General features: G+C 59.1%; 15 protein-coding genes and 3 pseudogenes. 1 reads left to right on the top strand and 17 read right to left on the bottom strand.

The window, feature by feature from the left end; translation table 11 throughout:
• Positions 1-1024: 1024 nt before the first annotated feature.
• The 3 genes from RPS27_RS24575 to nifB all read right to left on the bottom strand — a co-directional run bounded on the left by RPS27_RS24575 (position 1025) and on the right by nifB (position 4089).
• The gene (locus tag RPS27_RS24575) at positions 1025-1339 is read right to left on the bottom strand and encodes a nitrogen fixation protein NifZ (RefSeq protein WP_128929929.1); all 315 of its coding nucleotides are present in this window, start codon (positions 1337-1339) and stop codon (positions 1025-1027) included.
• Between the two features lie 943 nt (positions 1340-2282).
• The gene (locus RPS27_RS24570) at positions 2283-2522 is read right to left on the bottom strand and encodes a 4Fe-4S binding protein (RefSeq protein ID WP_128929928.1); all 240 of its coding nucleotides are present in this window, start codon (positions 2520-2522) and stop codon (positions 2283-2285) included.
• Positions 2523-2532: 10 nt separating this feature from the next.
• The gene (gene nifB, locus RPS27_RS24565; RefSeq protein ID WP_128929927.1) at positions 2533-4089 is read right to left on the bottom strand and encodes a nitrogenase cofactor biosynthesis protein NifB; all 1557 of its coding nucleotides are present in this window, start codon (positions 4087-4089) and stop codon (positions 2533-2535) included.
• Between the two features lie 554 nt (positions 4090-4643).
• Between nifB and RPS27_RS24560 the strand changes: the two are divergent.
• A pseudogene (locus tag RPS27_RS24560) lies at positions 4644-5339 on the top strand (transposase); the annotation flags it as partial.
• Between the two features lie 122 nt (positions 5340-5461).
• Here RPS27_RS24560 and RPS27_RS24555 read toward each other — a convergent pair.
• The 14 genes and pseudogenes from RPS27_RS24555 to RPS27_RS24490 all read right to left on the bottom strand — a co-directional run.
• Positions 5462-5659, bottom strand: a complete 198-nt coding sequence (locus RPS27_RS24555) for a hypothetical protein (RefSeq protein ID WP_164934261.1) — start codon at positions 5657-5659, stop codon at positions 5462-5464.
• A 515-nt stretch (positions 5660-6174) separates the two neighbouring features.
• Positions 6175-6390 carry a putative nitrogen fixation protein NifT gene (gene nifT / locus RPS27_RS24550; protein WP_128929926.1) on the bottom strand — a complete coding sequence of 72 codons (216 nt, stop codon included), beginning with the start codon at positions 6388-6390 and terminating at the stop codon, positions 6175-6177.
• A gap of 113 nt (positions 6391-6503) precedes the next feature.
• A complete protein-coding gene (locus RPS27_RS24545) occupies positions 6504-6806 on the bottom strand; it encodes a HesB/IscA family protein (RefSeq protein ID WP_128929925.1) in 303 nt (100 codons plus the stop codon).
• 846 nt (positions 6807-7652) lie between these two features.
• Positions 7653-7985, bottom strand: a complete 333-nt coding sequence (fdxB, locus tag RPS27_RS24540) for a ferredoxin III, nif-specific (RefSeq protein ID WP_128929924.1) — start codon at positions 7983-7985, stop codon at positions 7653-7655.
• Complete coding sequence (locus RPS27_RS24535) at positions 7891-8124, bottom strand: CCE_0567 family metalloprotein (RefSeq protein WP_128930194.1); 234 nt, start codon at positions 8122-8124, stop codon at positions 7891-7893. Before RPS27_RS24535 ends, fdxB begins: the two co-directional genes overlap by 95 nt.
• An 11-nt stretch (positions 8125-8135) precedes the next feature.
• Entirely contained in the window at positions 8136-8285 is a 150-nt protein-coding gene (locus RPS27_RS24530; protein ID WP_232995640.1) for a DUF269 domain-containing protein, read from the bottom strand.
• Between the two features lie 100 nt (positions 8286-8385).
• Complete coding sequence (gene nifX / locus RPS27_RS24525) at positions 8386-8796, bottom strand: nitrogen fixation protein NifX (protein ID WP_128929923.1); 411 nt, start codon at positions 8794-8796, stop codon at positions 8386-8388.
• 20 nt (positions 8797-8816) lie between these two features.
• Positions 8817-10199: a nitrogenase iron-molybdenum cofactor biosynthesis protein NifN gene (nifN, locus tag RPS27_RS24520; protein WP_128929922.1), complete on the bottom strand. Its 1383-nt coding sequence runs from the start codon at positions 10197-10199 to the stop codon at positions 8817-8819.
• Positions 10200-10210: 11 nt separating this feature from the next.
• The gene (nifE, locus tag RPS27_RS24515; protein WP_128929921.1) at positions 10211-11773 is read right to left on the bottom strand and encodes a nitrogenase iron-molybdenum cofactor biosynthesis protein NifE; all 1563 of its coding nucleotides are present in this window, start codon (positions 11771-11773) and stop codon (positions 10211-10213) included.
• A 117-nt stretch (positions 11774-11890) separates the two neighbouring features.
• Entirely contained in the window at positions 11891-13435 is a 1545-nt protein-coding gene (nifK, locus tag RPS27_RS24510; RefSeq protein ID WP_128929920.1) for a nitrogenase molybdenum-iron protein subunit beta, read from the bottom strand.
• 85 nt (positions 13436-13520) lie between these two features.
• Positions 13521-15023 (bottom strand): nitrogenase molybdenum-iron protein alpha chain, encoded by a 1503-nt coding sequence (nifD, locus tag RPS27_RS24505; RefSeq protein ID WP_128929919.1) that lies wholly within the window; start codon positions 15021-15023, stop codon positions 13521-13523.
• Between the two features lie 587 nt (positions 15024-15610).
• The gene (locus tag RPS27_RS24500) at positions 15611-16441 is read right to left on the bottom strand and encodes an SDR family NAD(P)-dependent oxidoreductase (protein WP_232995639.1); all 831 of its coding nucleotides are present in this window, start codon (positions 16439-16441) and stop codon (positions 15611-15613) included.
• Between the two features lie 1596 nt (positions 16442-18037).
• Positions 18038-18922 (bottom strand): annotated as a pseudogene (locus tag RPS27_RS24495) (IS3 family transposase); the annotation flags it as partial.
• A gap of 9 nt (positions 18923-18931) precedes the next feature.
• Positions 18932-19186, bottom strand: a pseudogene (locus RPS27_RS24490) (hypothetical protein); the annotation flags it as partial.

Below are 19186 nucleotides of genomic sequence, written 5' to 3'. Positions count from 1 at the left end.
TCGGTATTGCGACAGTTAAGGAGCCATTGTCCAATGTCTGTGACGGACGAAAGTGGATCAGCTATGCCGCCCAGAGCCTGTCGCATGCGGGAATCGAGAGCGACAGCCTCGCCTCGGGCGGAGGCCGACTCTCCCGAAAGGGGCGTGGGCTGGCTGAACCCTGCTCGGCTGCTGTTCGGCGCCTTCTTGATGGAGCGCAGCGTTAAACCGATCGCCTAAGGCAGGAAGCGCGCTCCCGGCGCGAACATCTCGCTGTCGTCGACAAGTGCGACGAAGCCACGGATAAGCGATGAATACTGGCGCTAACGGCTGTTGCAATCATGCAGGTGCTTGAAGACGTTCGGGCAACCTGAACTGCAGGCGCCTCGCCAAAGCGCGATAAGAAGGAGCTTCTGGCGCGAGCAATGGACCGCACAGCGATGGTGCGGCTTCCTTAGGAAGACGCCTGTCACGTTATGGCTGGACTGGCCGCGGCAGGGAAACCCGAGAGCCGAGATAGAGCGAGCCGGGTCGGATGCGGCGGCGCCTAGTTACGCCAATGCTCTGGGATATTCTGGTCTTACCCCTGGCTGACGAGCGCTGAAGCGAGCGTCGATCGCGAGGCCTCAGGCCGGCCATTGGCCAGCGAAGAGCCGGAAGTGTGCACCGGCCGCCGTTGTCCTGCCGTGCAGAAGCACCGCCGTGTGTGCGATCTTCCATAAAAGCACGTTCTCACTGGAATAATCGTACGTAGATGCGTCGCTCGTGTGCCCTCTCATGTTTCGATGTGCATCCGGTGATGCCTTCGTGCCGCAAGCGCATGCGTACCGCCCGCTTTCTCGCCTGGGAGGCGACCGACCGCCACCCGCGGAATCAACGATTTGGATCGACAGGTCTGCATAGTGTCGGTCAGCAACATAATGCGCCTAGTTGGTCGGCGCGCGCCTAGACATCGTCGGTCGATTCTTGGAAAAGACGCGGTCGTGGTGCCGATCGACTGCCCCTTACGTGCCGGCGACTAACAATTGTCAATCCAGCGCGACTATCAGCACTCGTCCGGTAACTGGACGTGCCTGATGCCGTCGCGCGGCGCAACGCGATCAAGCTCCTTGCGCTTCATCCCGACGCGGCGACCGCTTTCGATGAAATCGACGCCATAAATGTAGAATCGCTGGAGGAAGGTGCCAATCGAGACGACATAGCCGATCTCGCCCTTCACAGCGAGAACCTCGCCGATCTCCTTGCCAGCATACGTCCCATCATTTCGAATGGTGCGCGTTGCCCGCACTTTCTCTCCATAGCTGAAAAACGGCTGGGCCGTTAGCTCGATAAAGTCGTCGTCGTTCACGTGGTCGCTCATACTCGCATTTCCTCGCTCCAGCGGAGGGGTGGCCGGCGGCCGCGCGCGTTTTGCACGAGGCTATCATGGCTTTCGCCCCGCACCATGAGCTCGCCAGCCACGGCACGAGCCGTAACGCTGAAATGGATGTCGGATGGCGGGCCGTCAAGTGCACTGCAGCGTGGCGTTAGGTAAGCATGCCGGGTAGCCATGCGTAAAATGCCTTGGGCCACGACCGGGTGGACATTGGCCTCGTCTTGATTATCCCTCCAGGGAGCTCCGGTGTTAGCCGGTACATGCTAGCATCTGAGTTTTCGCCGGCCTCGCCGGCAACGATCGGCTGCAGGCTGCCATTCTCGATCGGCTTTCGAACTCGCATCTTCGTCGCGCGATGCGGAGCGTTTCGCGACGGCACACCAAATTGCTCGGCCAGGCGTTGAGGGGATGCCCGCGGATCTGTTGACGAGATCGCCCAGCAGAGGTGACGCAAGACCAGAATGAGAGCCCTACTGCGATTGCGCAGCGACGATACGCGAATATGGCGGGTGGGCCTCGTCGAGGCGCTGGGCGAGGAAAAGGCGGTGCGGTGCTAGCAATGGTACACCTAAGCGCGACTGATCTGGTAGGCGCCCGCGCCATGGACCGCCAATTCAGACAACGATTGCGTCGACCTGGCGTTCCGGTCGAGAGCCTCGACGCCGCCATAACTCATCATAGTGTCTGTCCTCTCGAACACGTTCAGCAAAACCTTGGCGTCGATTGTATCGCTGGGGTCGAGCTCCAGTAGCTCCTGGATCTCGAGCCGCCGCTCGGCGACCCGGCCCGCCGGTCGGGGCTCAGCGGTTACGCTCGGGCGGCTGCCAGGCTGGGAGCAGTCGCCCGAGCAGAAAGCTGCCTCCAATGCCGCGGTCGCTGCGGGGCATTCTTGACGTCGATTGGCGCGTTGTCGGTATGACCATGAAGGTCATGCTGTTTCCCCTCTAGCAGGCGCTTGGTAGCGCGGTAGCGAGGTATCGATGACGCAGGTTCTGTCCACAGGACAAACGGCCACACATTGCGGCTCGTCGAAGTGCCCGATGCACTCAGTGCACTTCTTTGAATCGATTACGAAAGAGCCATCCCTCTCAAAGATTGCTGCATTCGGACATTCCAGCTCGCAGGCGGAGCAGCCCGTACATTGCGAAGAAACGATCTTGAATGGCATTGATGTCTCCTCAAGCTGCAGAAATAACCGTGGCGTTGCGACTGCCGGCCTGAATGCGCTGCACGTGTGCAATCTCGCCGCTGTTGACTTTCTTCAGATAGGCTGTGAACCACACGATCGCCGACTTGACGATGAAGTCATGGGCGAATTGATCGACTGGCGTGATGCCTGCCTTGATCAGGGCCTCCCTCGGGCAGGCGCCGATCTTAGCCACGAACACTGCGTGGCAATCATTGATTGCGCTGATAATCGAAGCCAAGCTGCCCTCCTCGCCGTAGCCGCCCTGGCAATAGACATCGACGCGGCGGTGGCCTACGAATTTCGCCCCTGCCTTCGAGAGCTCGTAAACCTGGAACTCCGCAGCGTGGCCAAAGTGCTCATTGATCAGACCAGAGCCCTTAGTCGCGACCGCAGCCAGCACCTTGATGTCGCTTGACACATCCGCCAGTCCGACAAGCGCGTCATGCCCTGCCACAATCATAGCGGCGCGCTCCTTCTCGACCTTGGCTCGGTAAGCCTTACGGGTGTCCATATCGTAGTTCAGCTCCATTGACATGATCCTCTCGATGGTGAACTCGGCGGTGCGGCTCTCGCCAAGCAGACCGACAGCGTCAGCGCGGCACTGACGGCAGTGCCGCATCATAATCATCTCGCCTTCGCAGGAGTCTTGAACGGCTTTCAACTCCTGAGGGCTCGGGCCACGCTGACCGCTGGCGCCGAAAGCAGTGCCGTGCTCCGGTGAGGAGATAAGCGGCATGATGTTGTGCAAAAAACCGCCGCGCGATTTCACTACCTTGTTGACCTCCGCAAGGTGATGGTCGTTAATCCCCGGTATCATTACAGAGTTGACTTTGGTGAGGACACCGCGCTCGGTGAGCATCTGAAGCCCCTGAAGCTGGCGTTCAGTCAAAATCTTAGCCGCTTCATGGCCGGTGTAACGCTTGTGCTTATAGAAGATCCAAGGATAGATCCGAGTGCCGATCTCAGGATCGACCGTGTTGATGGTGATCGTGACATGGTCGACGTTGAAATTGGAAATGGCGTCGATGTAATCCGGCAGCATAAGCCCATTTGTGGACAGGCACAGCTTTATGTCGGGGGCCGCGGTCTTGACTAGCTCGAAGGTTTTGAACGTCCTTTTGGGGTTCGCCAGCGGATCGCCCGGGCCAGCAATGCCGAGCACCGTCATCTGCGGGACGGCCGAGGCGACCGCCAGTACTTTCTTGACAGCTTGTTCGGGCGACAGCCTCTCGCTGACCACGCCAGGGCGCGACTCGTTTGCGCAGTCGTATTTGCGATTACAGTAGTTACACTGAATATTGCAAGCGGGTGCCACCGCGACATGCATGCGCGCGTAGTGATGATGCGCCTCCTCGCTATAGCATGGATGGGTCTTCACTTTGTCCCAGAGTCCGGACGGCAGATCTCCCTGCCCTTTTTGCGATCCGCACTTTCCTTGACCGCAACAACCTGAGGTGCTGCAGCTCTTGCGCCCGACCTGCTTGGTATCGCCGAGAGCGGTGAGGATATCGCTCCTGCTAGCGCCGTGTTGAGCTGAAGCGTACATTTGGTCATTCTCCCTGGAGACCGAATAGATTGGAAGCTCGGATCTTGCCAAGCGTCTGATGCGTCGTTCTAGAACGGCCTTCAGCAACCTCTATGCCAGCGTTGGGTCCATGCGCTGGTTTGCGCCTGCAAGATTGGTCGTTACAGAAGTCGAGTATGTCGGGTAGCCGACGCACGTTGGAAAATGGACGAATTTGGCGTTACCAGAGAGCGCTTTTACGAAAATGGTCTGCGCATCCCCGGTTCGACCGATCGTATCTGGCTATCATGAGCCAGAGCGTCAGCCCGAACCTGGCCGCGCGCGCAAATTAAAATGAATCGAATTGAAGCCCAGGGCGCAAAGAGGAGTTCGCTCTAAAGACAGCGTTTGGTCGCGCGCCGAAGGGGGACGCCCGCCAAGCGTAGGGGCGTCCGTCGCGTTCTAGCAGGCCGTTGAAAAAAAGTCGCTCGCCGCTGATGGTGGTACCGTGATCCATTGGCGGCTCCGACAAACTTCGGAGATGGTGCCTGGGTCGCGGCGATAATCGAATGGGCGAGCTGTATAGCTAGCTTGATCTGGAGACGCGGGTGCGGCGTGATCATCCGCCGCGATTCTAACGATTGTGAACGAGGCGCTGTCGGCGTTGGAGCGGGACTGCGCTGCGCTCTATTCGACGATTGGACGGGCTGCGATCTCGCAGAGTGAAGCTGCTGCGGGCGACGCTGTTGCAGGCGTTTTATTTGATCCGCGCGGAACGGCTTGTGAAGAGCGGCTGGAATACCCGCCCGCTGTCCGCTGGTTTGTCGCAATCGGGGGTGACGACGTGGTCCGGGATGTTCGATGTTCTCGAAAAACGGCGGCCGGGTGCTCAATCGGCAGTCCGAAGGACGACTCTGGCGAGCCGCCGGCCCGACTTCCATAGCCAAAACACGCTGGAAGGACCTCCATGCGTCGACCACCAGTCCCGATGCTAGGCGCTACCGCGCTGCAGGAAGGGCAAAGGCAAGAGGACGCCACTGTGGACACGGGCTGATGCAGAACCGCCACGACCGGCTGGCCGACGCCTGCCTCATGCTGGCGGGCATGCCGAATGCATCGCAGCGCTGCACATGATGGAGCCGCGTGCTGAATGGCCGGCCCACGATGCGGAAGAGTTCGTCAATGAGCCGCGCTCGATGAACGTGACGCGCATGTTTCACAGAATACCAGCGGCCGTAGCTCTGAGTTTGGGTCGGTCACTAGCCGTAAGCCAGCGCATCTGCAAGCGGGTCGGGAGGCATTCGGCGGGATCAATACGGTTGCCGGGCAAGAGACAGGTTTCATGGTGGTGAGCGCGCCAAATGGGCCTCTATCTTCGTTGCCACCGCCTACAAGCTGGTGCGATTGCCGAATCTTATCGCGGGACCGGGCTGAAGGCTAAGGTGCACGGCTTCGGCTGGGGCTTGGCCGGTCGCTGACGAACATTGTCAAGATGGACAACCGGGACAGAGAGTTTCTCGATCTTGTCGAAGAGGCGCATCTCACCTTCGAGGACAAGCCCGACAACAAATGTGCCTTCGCTGCCCTGAAGGGCTTCCTTGATGGCTGCCAAGTCACCCGCCACGGATCGCCCCGCACCGAGTTGTCATGTGTCGGCGATGAGCCACTTCTAGATCCACATTGGCGACGACTTTGCGTTCGCTGTAGACGCGGCTGAGTTCTTCAACAGCCCGGTAGGTGCGCAGGAGTTGCCCGTTTTCTGCTGCAGGCGAAAAACGTGAAGACCGTAGCCGATGCAGCACGCCTTATGACTGTGGTCCATCCTTCTTTCGCGGCTTGCCATAAAAAAAACCGTACCAGCGATCATCGCCGAGATCGGTGCGGGCTACGCCAGGTGGGCGGGGTCAAATGGCAGCGCCCGGCGAAGAGGGCTTCCCGTTGCGCAATTTTACTAGCCTCTTCTGATTGGCGGCAACTTAAGCGGCGAAAACGAATGTGGCTTGGCGAAGGCGCTTGCAGGGGTGCCTTCTCACGGGGCATGGGCGGACTTGGTGAGGTCTTCTGATGTGCTTCAGCGCCGGGGTGGGGCCGGCGAATTCGTGTATGGGGCGAGCGCATTCATCACTCCTATCCCTCTCCGCCCCGCTTCCTGGCGCTGATCGTGATGGGCAACTGGGTGTCGGAGGCCATGTGCGGCAGGTCGAGCACCCAGCCATTGGCGATCTTGATCCACCCGCCCCACAGCGTCTCGTGCTCGGCTTCGACGATTGGCTCCTCGAGATCCTTCTTCGGCACGTAAATCGACAGACCGGTCTCCGTTGAGCGGCGGATCGTGACTTTCATGATCTGAACTTCTGGTTGCGGGAGCCGCTGCTCGTGCGCTCTTCGCACGGCGGATGCGATGCTCTCTGATTCCATAGGGACTCGGGCAGTGCGTGCATCACATCGCTACTTCGTTAGTCGTTGTGTGAGTTCACATTGGGGTTATCAAACGTGAAACCGGAGCCATCTAGACCCACGACGAAGTCCATGGTGGTGCCGTTGAGGTGCGTCAGGCTCTTGCGATCGACGAACAGCTTGACGCCGTGACGCTCGATAACAGTATCGTCCGGATTGGCTTCCACGGCGAGGGCCATCACGTACTTGAACCCGGCGCAGCCGCCGGTTTCGACTATGATGCGCAAACCGCTCGTTTGTTGCGGCGCCATCGAGATCGCTGCCTTCACCGCATTCACCGCGCTCTCCGTCAAATCAATCATCGCACGTCCCGCTGTTATGGATCGTTCAACAGATCGCAACTCTCGTGCCAGAGCACACAGAAGACGGAAATCACTGGCATTTCGCCGCCACCGCCCGTTGCTCCGCCTCGCGTGTCGGATCTGCGACAACCGGCCTCGGTGGCGCACGAGAAGCGGAATGGCACAGCTGTACCGGGCGTACCGCACACAGCAGTCCGGAATCCCATGTATGGAAACGTTCGTCGACGCCGGCGGACTAAGGCGGCCGAAAACCATCGCGCCTGTGACAGGTCGGCGGCGCTAACTCTGGCGCTGTCGGCGGACTCGTCCATAGATGTGTACTATCATCCCATCCCGCGTCGCCTTCTTGGAGGTCGATCGGACCAGACACGAACGGCTCTTTTTCGTTGTCTCAACGCTGCCGTGGCGTACCCCAAAGCTAGGGCGTCACGGTCAGGGCGTCGTAAGCGATGATCGGCGTGGTGACGAATAGTTCGCTGTCGGCGATGCGTTTGCCGAGCCTTAGGCATTAAGCACATCCGCGCTAACCTAAGCTCCATAGCACTAAGAACAACGTGCTCAGGAGCTGCCCACTGGTTGCGGCAAAACAACTTGCACCGGAGCATGGTGGTACAGGCGCACAACGCCGGCTAGCGGGTTCGGTCTGTTCAAGGACAAGCCCTCGAGGCTCAGAGCACGGTCGCACGAGAGAGCAGACCGTCGTCAGGTTCACCGGGCTCGGTGTGTTCACAGTTCCAAGTAGAAAAGTTACGCGGGGGAACGGGTGCGATCGGGTTCGTCGCAGTGATGTCCGGCGCCGAGCCGCCCACGGGCCGACAGATGGCTTGCGGAGGCCAAGAACGCTGCCTAAAACGGCGGCGGATCGACTTGCGGGTTCGTCCACTCCGGCCCGAGTTCAAGCGGCCGGGTGTGAGTCTGGCAGTTCGCAGGACAGATCCGCGAACAGGCGCCGCAGCCGATGCATGCACCGGCGTCTTGCATCACCATGGCCTTCCTCTCTAAGTCACCATCATCATCATCGAGGCCGATGACCTCGCCATCCTCGTTGATGCCCTTCAGCGTCATGACTTGCCGGCCGCAAACCTTATAGCAGCGGCCGCAGCCGATGCACTTCTGGGTATCGATTGATACCAGATAGTCCGGTATCCAGGCGCGTCCGTCGCGGGTTACGTAGGACATGATTGCGATCATTTTGCGCTGTTTTCTGTCTCTTCTGTTTGCGCTTGCGATCAAGCTTGGTGAAGGCATCATGAGCCTTCTGCGCGACGCTCAGGATCGAGGCCAAGTTCGGCGTAAGCGCCGTCGATAGATCGTGCAGGTCCGATTGGCCTACGCCGCTCGGCCGACAGACATATTAACCGTGGCTGCGAGCGTGCCGAAATCGTCGAAGTCTAAGCGGTTCACGTCGCGCGGTTGTTTGTTGATGACGATGAACCGGCCGCCGAGCAGGTCCATGCGCTCAAATTCTTCGAGGTGCATCTCTAAGTATCGTCAAGATCATGACGCCAGTCGCTTTCTCGATTGCGAGCGCGGCCGACTCGAGTCGCAGTGCGGGAGAAAGCGGGTTAAGCAGCGTCTGTCATGGAAGCGTCCTGCAGTCGTCAAAATGGAGGGGGGCTTTGCTCGTACCTCCGAGCGCCTTGCGCAACCAGGGTGGTGGGGAGCCCTTCAGCGCATCTTCGAGCTTGATGCAGAGGGTCTCGATCGCCTCGCGCTTGATCACCGTTAACGGATGGATTTTGTTGGCAACGACGCGTGCCGCGGCCGAGCCGCCGATCGCAGCGACATAAAGGATCGTGCAGTCCTTGATGGCGTCGATTTTCCGCGTCAGCTTATCCTTGCGGCCATCTTCCGTGAGATCGTCACCGAACTCGATGACCTGAAGGATGCGGTGAGCGTCCGGAGTGACGTCGTAGATAGCGATGTTCTTGGCCCAACCGAAATGCGCATCCACGCACTTCAGATCCTGGGTGGCAAAAGCGACTTTCAAGATCTATTCTCCTTATTGGGTTATTGCGGGTAGGACGGGACGGTCTTGAAGTCGCGGTCAACGCTTCGCCAAGTATCGGGCGTCGGCTGGTGCTTCGCCTCGCGATCGGCAATGACAAGATTGGCGAGGCCGAAGATGAGATCGCGCGTGCCGCGGTAGCCGACTGAGAGCTGGTGGCCGGCGCCAAGACGATCGAACATCGGGAAGCCAGCGCGAAAAAACGGGATGTTAAGGCGCGAGGCCGCCTGGCGGCCGTGCGAATGGGTGATGAGGAGATTGCAGCCGTGGGTCTTGGCAAGTTCCTCGAGATCTTCGAGATCTCCGATCAGGACCTCCTCCGTCCTGATACGCTGCAACACGGGGGAGGCTGTTGTGGTCACGGCGACTGCGATATTGGCACCCATGTCGTACAGCATGCTGGAGAGATCGAAGAGCAAGTCCGGCTCGGCGCCGATCGCCAGCTTACGGCCCCCGATGTAGAAATGCGCATCCAACATAGCATCCGCGAGTTGGCCGCGCTGCCGGCGGTACTTTAGCGGAACTGGCCGGTCACTGATCTTGCTCAGAAACGCGATGAACTCGTCGTTGGGAACGAGGCCGCAGAGGCGTTCGAACAAGCGAAATCGTACGCCTGTTTTCGCATACATGGCCTCCGCCGCACGTTGCATCTGCGCGCCGATCGCGATCGTCCATGCCGCCTGCCCCATTGTCGCAATCTCGTCGACCCCGATGCCGCCGATCGTGGTGGGCGTGAACTCATCGGGAATTTGACCGTCGAGCGAACCGGCCAGGTCCGGCAGGAAGGATGGTTTCAGTCCGAAATCCTCCAGGATCGTCCGCAGCTCATTGAGATCGCCTGGCGTGAGGTGGCAGCCCGGCAGAACATTGATGCGAGCGGGATCCCGCGCCCGACCCGTCTCGACGGGATGGACCAGGACTTCCACCATTCGTGCGACCGTCTTGTCCCAGCCGTCCTGGAACGCGCCCTTGAAATCCGGGGTCGAGACGTAAACCAGCGGAAGCCTTTCGAGCTGTGGGTGCTTTTGCTGAATCAGGTAAATGAATCGTTCGACGTCCTCTCCCTTTATCTCGGTCAGGCCGGTCGAATTGATCCCGATGATTTCCGGTTTCGCACCATTGTAGATGTTAAGTATCGCCTGTTCGACATTTTCCTGACCGCCGAACACGGCCTCGACTTCACTCATTGCGGTGGTCTGCATCGGCACTGCCTCCCTGAAGTGCCGCACGAACAGGGTCAGGCCGAACGAGGTGCAGCCCTGGGAGCCGTGTAGCAGCGGCATCGCGCCGCGAAGGCCCATAAAGGCGAAAGAGCCGCCGATCGGCTGGCTCATCTTGAGCGGATTGACCGTGCAGGATTTCTCGGAGGTGGAGACGATGGCCATTGGCAGACGCCCTATTCCGACGCCTGGACGGCGCATGTTGCCTGCGCAGCGGAAATGTGCCCAACGACCCACCTGCCCGAGGCATTGGCGCGTTCCTTGAATCCGGCGGCGCTGGAATGACCTCGCACGGCGGTGGAATTCTCTGCGGCGTGCGAATCCGTGTGCGGGATGTTGGTCTGCCGATTGACCTCCGCTTCGTCCCAAGGCGCGGGACGGCGTAGTTGGGTCCATATTGGATTGTAGAGCGCCTTATCAATCTCCTCCATCAGCTTGACCATGCCAATATACCCCATGTACGCCTGAGAACGCTCCTGGTTGATGTCAAGCCAAGGTATCATCGCCTTCAGCGCGACGAACTGCGACTTGCCGCCGGAGAGCATCATATCAGCCCGGGAGTTCATCAACATTTTGTAGATGTCGCGCGGCGCCGCTTCCTCGATCATAAGGGCGTGCCGGCCCATCAGCTCCTTGATGCGGTCTTTGTCCTCTTTGGTGGACTTCTTCACGGAGGTGCCGGCGATCTCTAGACCGGCCTCCTGCAGCGCCGCGACCACCGACCACGACTTAACACCGCCGGTGATCAACAGAACCTTCTTACCCTTGAATCGTGGTTTGAAGCGCTCGATCGCCGCGCGTACCCTTGCTTCCTCACGCATGATGACAGCCTCGGTACGCCCTCCAAGCTCCAGCGGCGCGCCGCGCTCGATCAGCATGCGCGCGATCGTCCGCAAGGAGTTGCTGGAATCCTGCACGCCGTAGAACGAGCCCTCGAAGTAGGGAATGCCGTAGCGTTCCTCCATCTTACGGGCGACGTTTATCATCGCCTTGGAACACACTAGCATCGCAGCCTTTGCGCGATGCGAACAGGCCAGCTCGTGATATTTCCCATCGCCGGAGATACAAGAAAGGATGCGGATGCCAAGTTCATCGAGCAGCGGTTTGATCTGCCAGAACTCGCCGGACAAGTTGTATTCGCCGATGATATTGATGTCGTAGGGAGTGGTATAGTCCGGTTCCTCAGTGCCGATCACATGCTCAAGCAGCGCCTCGCCGGCAAGCTTGTTTCCGAGGTTCTTGGACCCGACGAACCCCGGCGAATTTACAGGAATGATAGGCTTACCGAACTTGGCCACGGCAGCCTTGCACACGGCCTTGATGTCGTCGCCAATCGCGGCTGGCACGCAGGTTTGGTAAACAAAGACAGCCGGCGGATCGAACTTGCCGATCACCTCCCCGATCGCTTGATAAAGGCGCTTTTCGCCGCCAAAGATTACATCGGTTTCGTTCATGTCGGTCGTGAAGCTTCGGCGCCAGAGATCGGAGCCTGAGGAGGCGCTGCCTCGGTTGTCCCAGGAATTGCCCTCGCAGGCGATTGGGCCGTGGACCAGATGCGCAACGTCGGTGAACGGCTGTAGCGCGATTTTGGCGCCGTCGAATGCGCATCCGCCGCCCGCCTCTCCTGGCTTCAACTGCCTAGTGCACCCCATAGTACGTTCGGCCGCCGTCTTGTTGTCGTTTCTGCCACAACCCGGCTCGTTGAAGACGTCCTCGATGGCGGACGTGTCGACGCTCATACGTATCTCCTATTTTCTTCGACCCGCCGCGCGAGCCTTGTGCCGCGACGTGGATCTTTCTGGCTAGACACCGGCCGTCGACCCTGCTCTGGCCGGCGCTAGACCAAATCATTTACGTCAGCGGATGATATCAAAGCTATAGTCCGCTCCAGTCCTGTCCATCTGGTCCAGGACCTTGTCCAGTATCTTGACAAGAACGTTTATGCCGCCCTGATAACCCCAGACGGGATACCGATGTTGATGGTGCCGATCGAACACAGGGAAACCGATGCGGATCAGTGGCGTCCCGGTATCGCGCTCGAGGTACTTCCCGTAGGTGTTGCCAATCAGGTAATCGACCGGCTCAGTGCATAATAGGGAGCGCATGTGCCAGAGATCTTTGCCGGGATATGCAGAGCAGTTCTTGCCAAACAGTGAACTAACAAACAGTTCCTCCATTTTCTCTGCCCAAGCCTTGCCACCATTCGTAGACAGCACATGAGCCGGCTCTGCACCGAGCTCCAGGAGGAATGAAGAGAGCCCGTAGCAGAGATCCGGATCGCCGTAGATCGCGAACTTCTTGCCGTGCAGATACGCACTGGAGTCTGCCATGGCGTCCACGAGACGGCCGCGCTCCCGCTCCAATGCCTTCGCGATCGGCTTGCCGGTCATGCGGGACACAGTCATTAGGAATTCGTCCGTCGCGCTGACACCGATGGGGTAGTTGAAGGCGGCAACCTCATGACCGTGCCCCTCGACGAAGGACAGTGTCTTCTCGGTGCAGTGTTGCTGCATGGAGATCGTGGCTTTGGCATGGATCGCGTTAGCCGCGTCCTCCAGCGTGGTGCCGCCATCATACATGCGGAACTCGCCGTCGGTCGGAGTATCGAAGACATCGCTGTTGTCGGCGAGTATAGTATATTCGATTCCCATCAACTCGAAGACGCGCTTAATTTCCCGGATGTTCCCGACCGTGTACCCGTCGAACCCACCGATGAAATTAATCTTGCCGTTCACCTTGCGCTCTAGTTTGGAGGCGGTGCCTGCCTTGCCATCCCAGAAGTGCTCAAGGATGCTCTTCAGCGCATTGTCATACCCGGTCACGTGGCTGCCGACAAAGGCAGGTGTATGAGCGAAGGGAACATCATATTGTGCCGGGACTGACCCCTTCTCCTTCGCTGTCTTGATGAAGGCGTTCAGGTCATCCCCGATCACTTCGGCCATGCACGTGGTGGAAACCGCGATCATCTTGGGCTTGTATATGTTGTAAGCGTTAGCGAGCCCGTCAATCATGTTGTTTAGACCACCGAACACCCCGGCGTCCTCAGTCATCGAGGAAGAGACGCAGGAGCTTGGCTCCTTAAAGTGTCTCGAAAGATGACTTCGGTAGTATGCGACGCAACCCTGTGAGCCGTGAACGAAGGGCAGCGTGCCCTCAAAACCGGAGGCAGCGAACACCGCACCGAGTGGCTGGCAGGCCTTGGCGGGGTTCACAGTCAATGCTTCACGCGCGAAGTTCTTCTCGCGGTATTCTCGCGTCTTTGACCATTCGCTGATCCGCTCGACTTCCCTTTGGTCATGCGGGTTCTCGAACAGCGCCTTCTTTTTGGCGAGCATTTGCTGATATTCCGGACCTCGGAATAGATCCAAGTGATCGAGGACGTGTTCGGCATTCTGTGTCAACGCGGCACTCTCCTTTTCGGCGATTGGTTTATCGACTAGGTTGGCCCGCCTTCTCGCATAGGCGGAGCCAGATCTGTGCATTCCTTTATTCCGCGGCCATTAGGCCTGGCGCTGGAGTATCCTTCCAAGGTGCCTTGAGTTTCTTCCAGACGGGCGAGTTTATTGCCATGTCCATGTCACGAGCGAAGATCGCGAAGCCGTCATAGCCGTGATAAGGACCGGAATAGTCCCAGGAGTGCATTTGACGGAATGGAATGCCCATTTTCTGGAAGACGTACTTCTCCTTTATGCCGGAGCCGACGAGATCTGGCTGAATGGTCTCGACGAAACGCTCAAACTCGTAGCCCGTGACGTCGTCATAGATCAGTGTGCCGTCCTTTAAGTAGTGCTGAGCAGTGCGCTGGTAGTCGTCATGATGGCCGAATTCGTAGCCCGTTCCTACGACCTCCATACCAAGGTCCTCATAGGCGCCGATTACGTGGCGGGGACGCAAGCCGCCGACGAACAGCATCACTGTCTTGCCCTGGAGGCGGGGGCGGTACTTCTCAATTACCGAGGCCATCAGCGGCTGGTACTTGGCGATCACACGCTCGGCACCTTCCTTGATGCGTTCGTCGAAGAAGCTGGCAATTTTGCGCAGCGAATCGGCGATCTTGGAAGGGCCAAAGAAGTTGTACTCGCACCATGGAATGCCGAACTTTTCCTCCATGTGTCGGGAGATGTAGTTCATCGAACGGTAGCAGTGCAATAGGTTGAGCTTCGCCCTGGGCGTTGCTTCCAGTTCGGCGAGGCTGCCGTCGCCGGACCATTGCGCAATCACACGCAGGCCCATCTCTTCGAGCAGGATACGCGATGACCAAGCGTCCCCACCGATATTGTAGTCGCCGATGATCGTGACATCGTAGGGCGTTGACTCGAACGCGGGTGTCGCTTCCGGCGACACTCTGTCCAGGATCCAGTCCCGCAGCGCATCGTTGGCGATGTGGTGGCCAAGCGACTGCGAGACGCCGCGAAACCCTTCGCAGCGAACCGGTACAATGGTCTTGCCATTGTGTTCCTTTGACTTCGCCTTCGACACAGCCTCGATGTCGTCGCCGATAAGGCCGATCGGGCACTCGGACTGAATCGTAATGCCGTGGTTGAGCGGAAAGAGCTCCTGAAGTTCGTCAATGACCTTACCGAGCTTCTTGTCGCCGCCAAACACGATGTCTTTCTCCTGGAAGTCGGAGGTGAACTGCATGGTGACGAAGCTGTCGATTCCGGTCTTGCCTATGTAGTAATTGCGGCGTGCAGCCCAGGAATATTGGCCGCAGCCGACCGGACCGTGGCTGATGTTAATCATGTCCTTGATCGGGCCCCACACGACCCCCTTGGAGCCAGCGTATGCACAGCCGCGAGTCGTCATTACTCCGGGGATCGACTTCAGGTTCGACTTAACCCCGCAATCGTGCTTACCCGCCTCGTGTACGTTCAGGTGTTTGGCGCGGCGCTTGGCGGTCTTTTCCGGGTAGATTTTTAAGGCCTCATCGATCAGTTGCTTGTTGCGGGCCTTCATCTCCGCGGCGCTCTGGGTAGTGACTATGCTCATACGAATTCCTCGGATGCGGTGCTTGAACGATCGGGCGCCTTGCGCGGCGCGCGCTTCTGGCGATCTATTAACGCGAGGCTGCATTAGAAGGCGTTTGCAACAAGTGTGCCGACGGATAGGAAGGAAAAAGGTCGGAGGCAGACAGCGTCGATGCACCCGATTGTCGCAAAGTGGACGTAGCCGCGTGCTGATATGTTCTTACTCGTAGCATTGTTCGAAATGTGACATGCCCCGTCGAGCCATATTAGCGGGACTTGTTTTATAAAGGCCGCGCTTAATAAATTTCACCTTCTGGCCGCCGCCCCTTGGGCATCGGGGCTAGCGTCTATGTGGCAGCTCATAAAAAATGTTCCTGCGGCCGGAATGGAACGTGGGCCAAAACGTGGTATCTCTCAGGCGAGAGGCGTGCCATCGCGGTCGCGCCGCGGCGTGCGAGCAACGGCGCTATCCTGGCTCGTACGGCGTGGCCGTTGGATCGAAACTGCGGAATCAGGAATTGCTAGTCGGGAGTAACGCGAGCGCTCAACGCTCCATGCGGGAGCTGCCAATTAATCGATCGCGCGTGAGTAACTCTTCTTGGTGTCTGATCACACATGCTGCCCTCCATTTGCAGGCACTTCGGCACCTGTGACATAGCTGGCAGCCTCCGAGCAAAGGAAGAAGATAACCTTCGCGACCTCGTCCGGTGTTCCGACCCGGTGCATCGGGATAGTTGGGATCAAATTGGTTTCTGTCTCCGGCGACAGAATGTCTGTCTTGATCTCGCCTGGTGCAATAGCATTGACGCGAATCCCGTAAGGCGCATAGTCATGCGCCATCTCGCGGGTCAAGCACGAAAGTGCCGCCTTTGATGTCGCATAGGCAGTACCGGCATACGGATGCACTCTCGATCCGGCGATCGAGGTGACGTTCACGATTGCACCAGAAGCGAGCGTTAGCTGATGGAAGAGCCCCTGCGAGAACATGATGGGTGCGAGCAAATTGACATGGAACACGCTCTTCCAGGTGTCGACCGGAGTGTTCAGCGAATTTAATCGGGTGCCGTCAGCGGCCTTCGGGGAAATGCCCGCATTGTTGATAAGCGCATGCAGAGGGCCGCCATTGAGCCGCTCCTTGATCTCCGCGATCGCGTGCTGCAACGCTCGAGAGTCGCTAAGTTCGGCTTGAATATGGTTGTCCAATCCTGCTTCCCAAGGACAACGGCTACCCTCGAATGGCTGCCGAGAACACGTGATGATCCGCCATCCAGCTGCCGAAAACAATTTGCCGGTCGCGTGGCCTATACCGCGGGAAGCACCAGTCAATACGAGCGTCTTCCCCTCGGCATTTTGAGTGCGCCGCTTATTGCTAGATGGGCACGCGGCGGGCGCTGGCGCGCCATCTGTTACATTTTGGCGGTCCAGCAGATTGAGGGTCACGCGAAGCTCCTGATAGCGCCTCGGCGGGCGCACTCTAATGATGCTAGCAGGTGGCCCTGCAGGACCCGGGCCACGCGTCTCCTGGCCGGTAGTCGCGATGTGCGCGGCTCGATGTCGCTTACGCGACATGTAGAGTGTAGGACGAGGCGGGCCGCTTTGATTCGGAGCGTGGCGTGCCGCGTCATCACACTCCAACAAGCGAGGCTCGTCGACAGATCCCGCTTGAACAGAACGGCGTCTAGACGGCACGGCACGGCCGCTACATGAAACTGAAAACCGGCGCTCATTGGGTATGATCCTGTCAGCTTACTGGTAAGCGCCGATTCGGGTCACGCTGGCGTACCCGGCGCCGCAGCGGTCGCTACAGGACGCCCGAGGACACGAGCGAGAGAGTTTCTCCGCAGCGTCCCGACGCACCGTCATCGATGCCATCGGGTGTCCGCCTTCGTTCCTGGTAGTTGTGTATGTCTTGGCATCACGGCCGTCTCCTGCTGCACAAAGATGTTGTTGCCGCTGACTTGCGGACAAGCCGGCCGACCGCTATGGCCTTGTGCTTTTGAAGCGCAATCATTGAGAGCTCGGCTGGAGGCGAAGTTCATGTGCAAGTGACGGCTAGATAGGCTCGACGCGTGGGCGTGGAATGGCCAATCGGCGTTTTGATCATAAGTGAGAAGGTCTCACAGTTGTCTATTAAAAAAGCTGCTTTGGGCCGGAGGCCAGCGAGCGGAAAGAGTGGCGCTAGTAGTACAGATGTCAAGCCGTGGGTTCGTCGAGCCAGGAGCTGCCATTTTGCTATTGCGCCGATCAAGCCACCGATTGTGTCTTGCAATCGGCAATCTGAAGGTCCCCGGCGCGCGAACATCGTGATCGTCGCGCCGGCAAAATCCGCCGAACGTCTCTGAGCAGTCTTCAAAGGCGCATCGATCCTGCAGTGATGATCGCTGCTTCCCAGGGAGTTCGGCGGGCTTGAGCTCTCATGCGGCATACAACATAGGTGCCTCGCTAAGGCCGGCCCGGCGCCCGGCAGTTCTCGGGAACTGAATGAATGCCGAGGATCTTCAGACATTGTGGTGGCCGCAGAAAATGGCTCGAGTTCTTTTGGTTCCGACATTCTTCCGTAAGGTAGCTGTTGGGCGTAGGCCACAGCGAACGGCTCAGCGCCGATCGCCAAACCTTCGCACGCTCGGCTGCCAGCGCCGCTTTCGGGGTGGGAACGGGATCCCGAACAGCGTCGCGATCTACATTTGTGCGACGCAGTGAATAAGCAATTGGACGCGGTGGGATTCACCAAAATGCAAGAAGCGACAGAGTCCGCGCTCAGCCTGCGCTCTGCGGCTGCTAACTCAATGTGGAACTCCGCCAGCCGATGCCTGCTAGCATGTAAGTCATTTGCGCCGTCCTGATCGATAGGGCGTTATCCGACACCATGTGAACAGAACCTATGAGCCATCCCAGCCGCATGATGCCGCAGACCCTCTCCCCGGCCTGCAAGATTTCCTCGACCGGGCAGACCTACTCGAAGTAACTCTATCCCGCCGACGTTCGGCGCCCAACACATTGACCTGGATCTGATCTTCCCCCGATAAAGTGGACGGGTTAAGCGGCTTTTAGCTCCATCTCGATCGGGGGGATATATCCGAGTGCGGAATGGAGCCTTGTCCGGTTATAGAATCCCTCGATGAAGGCGAAGATATCGCGTTGAGCTTCGGCGCGGGTCTTGTAGTTGCGATGATGGACGAGCTCGGTCTTCAGGGTATGGAAGAAGCTTTCCATCGGGGCGTTGTCGTAGCAATCGGCCCTGCGGCTCATTGATGCCGTCATGCCGGCCTCCATAAGGGTGCTGCGATAAGCGTGCGAAGCGTACTGCACACCCCGGTCGGTGTGGCAGATCAATCCGGCCTGCGGCCGCCGCTCCCGGATTGCCATCGTCAGGGCTGCGGAGGCGAGCTCGACGTGCATGTGATCGCGCATGGCCCAGCGGACGATCTTTCGGCTGAACAGATCCATGACGGCGGCCAGATAAAGCCATCCCTCGGCGGTCGGGATGTAGGTGATGTCGCCGAGCCAGACCCGGTTCGGGGCTTCCGCCGTGAAGTCGCGCGCGATCAGGTTCGGTGCGACCGGCAGGTCGTGATGGCTGTCGGTGGTGCGCACACGGCGTGGCTTTGCGGTGATGGCGCGGATGCCATGCCGGCGCATCGTCCGCTCGATCCGGCCGCGGCTGGCGCTGCGTCCCTGCCTGCGCAGGGCGGCATGGACGCGCGGACTGCCGTAGCGGCCGCTGCTGTCCTGATGGACCTGCCGTATCTCGGCCAGCAGCGCGGCATGGGATTTTGTCCGCTCACTCACGGGGCGGTCGCGCCAAGCGTAGTAGCCGGCCGGCGAGACCTCGAGCACGGCGCACATCAGCCGCACCGGATAGGTGTCGCGATGGTCCTCGATGAAGCGAAAGCTCATGTCCGGGTTCCGGCAAAGATCGCGATCGACTTCCTAAGAAACAGCCGGATTGGCGTCGCCCGGGAGGGCCTGCAACACGAAGCCTAGCGATTTCGCCCGGCGCTGTAGGTTGGCGAGGACGCGGCTACGATATTGCTGCTCATATTGGTCGGCGCCAGGATCCTTGTAGCTCATGCCGTGCCGGAGTGTGTTGTAGAATAAAACCGCAATCTTGCGAGCCGTCGCCGTCACCGCCTCAATCGACGCCCAGCACTCCGTACAGTGCGGTCCTGACATCGAAGGTGGGGA

Source organism: Bradyrhizobium sp. WYCCWR 12699 (genome assembly GCF_032144035.1).
In the GTDB taxonomy this organism is placed as follows: domain Bacteria; phylum Pseudomonadota; class Alphaproteobacteria; order Rhizobiales; family Xanthobacteraceae; genus Bradyrhizobium.
This window is presented reverse-complemented; position numbering and strand designations above follow the sequence as displayed.

Bases quoted from the DNA above. Each gene is read 5' to 3' on its own strand.
- nifT (WP_128929926.1), bottom strand. From the start codon at position 6,390: ATGAAAGTCACGATCCGCCGCTCAACGGAGACCGGTCTGTCGATTTAC.
- RPS27_RS24575 (WP_128929929.1), bottom strand. From the start codon at position 1,339: ATGAGCGACCACGTGAACGACGACGACTTTATCGAGCTAACGGCCCAG.
- RPS27_RS24545 (WP_128929925.1), bottom strand. From the start codon at position 6,806: ATGATTGATTTGACGGAGAGCGCGGTGAATGCGGTGAAGGCAGCGATC.
- nifD (WP_128929919.1), bottom strand. From the start codon at position 15,023: ATGAGCATAGTCACTACCCAGAGCGCCGCGGAGATGAAGGCCCGCAAC.
- nifN (WP_128929922.1), bottom strand. From the start codon at position 10,199: ATGGCCATCGTCTCCACCTCCGAGAAATCCTGCACGGTCAATCCGCTC.
- nifB (WP_128929927.1), bottom strand. From the start codon at position 4,089: ATGTACGCTTCAGCTCAACACGGCGCTAGCAGGAGCGATATCCTCACC.
- RPS27_RS24570 (WP_128929928.1), bottom strand. From the start codon at position 2,522: ATGCCATTCAAGATCGTTTCTTCGCAATGTACGGGCTGCTCCGCCTGC.
- RPS27_RS24530 (WP_232995640.1), bottom strand. From the start codon at position 8,285: ATGCACCTCGAAGAATTTGAGCGCATGGACCTGCTCGGCGGCCGGTTC.
- fdxB (WP_128929924.1), bottom strand. From the start codon at position 7,985: ATGTCCTACGTAACCCGCGACGGACGCGCCTGGATACCGGACTATCTG.
- nifE (WP_128929921.1), bottom strand. From the start codon at position 11,773: ATGAGCGTCGACACGTCCGCCATCGAGGACGTCTTCAACGAGCCGGGT.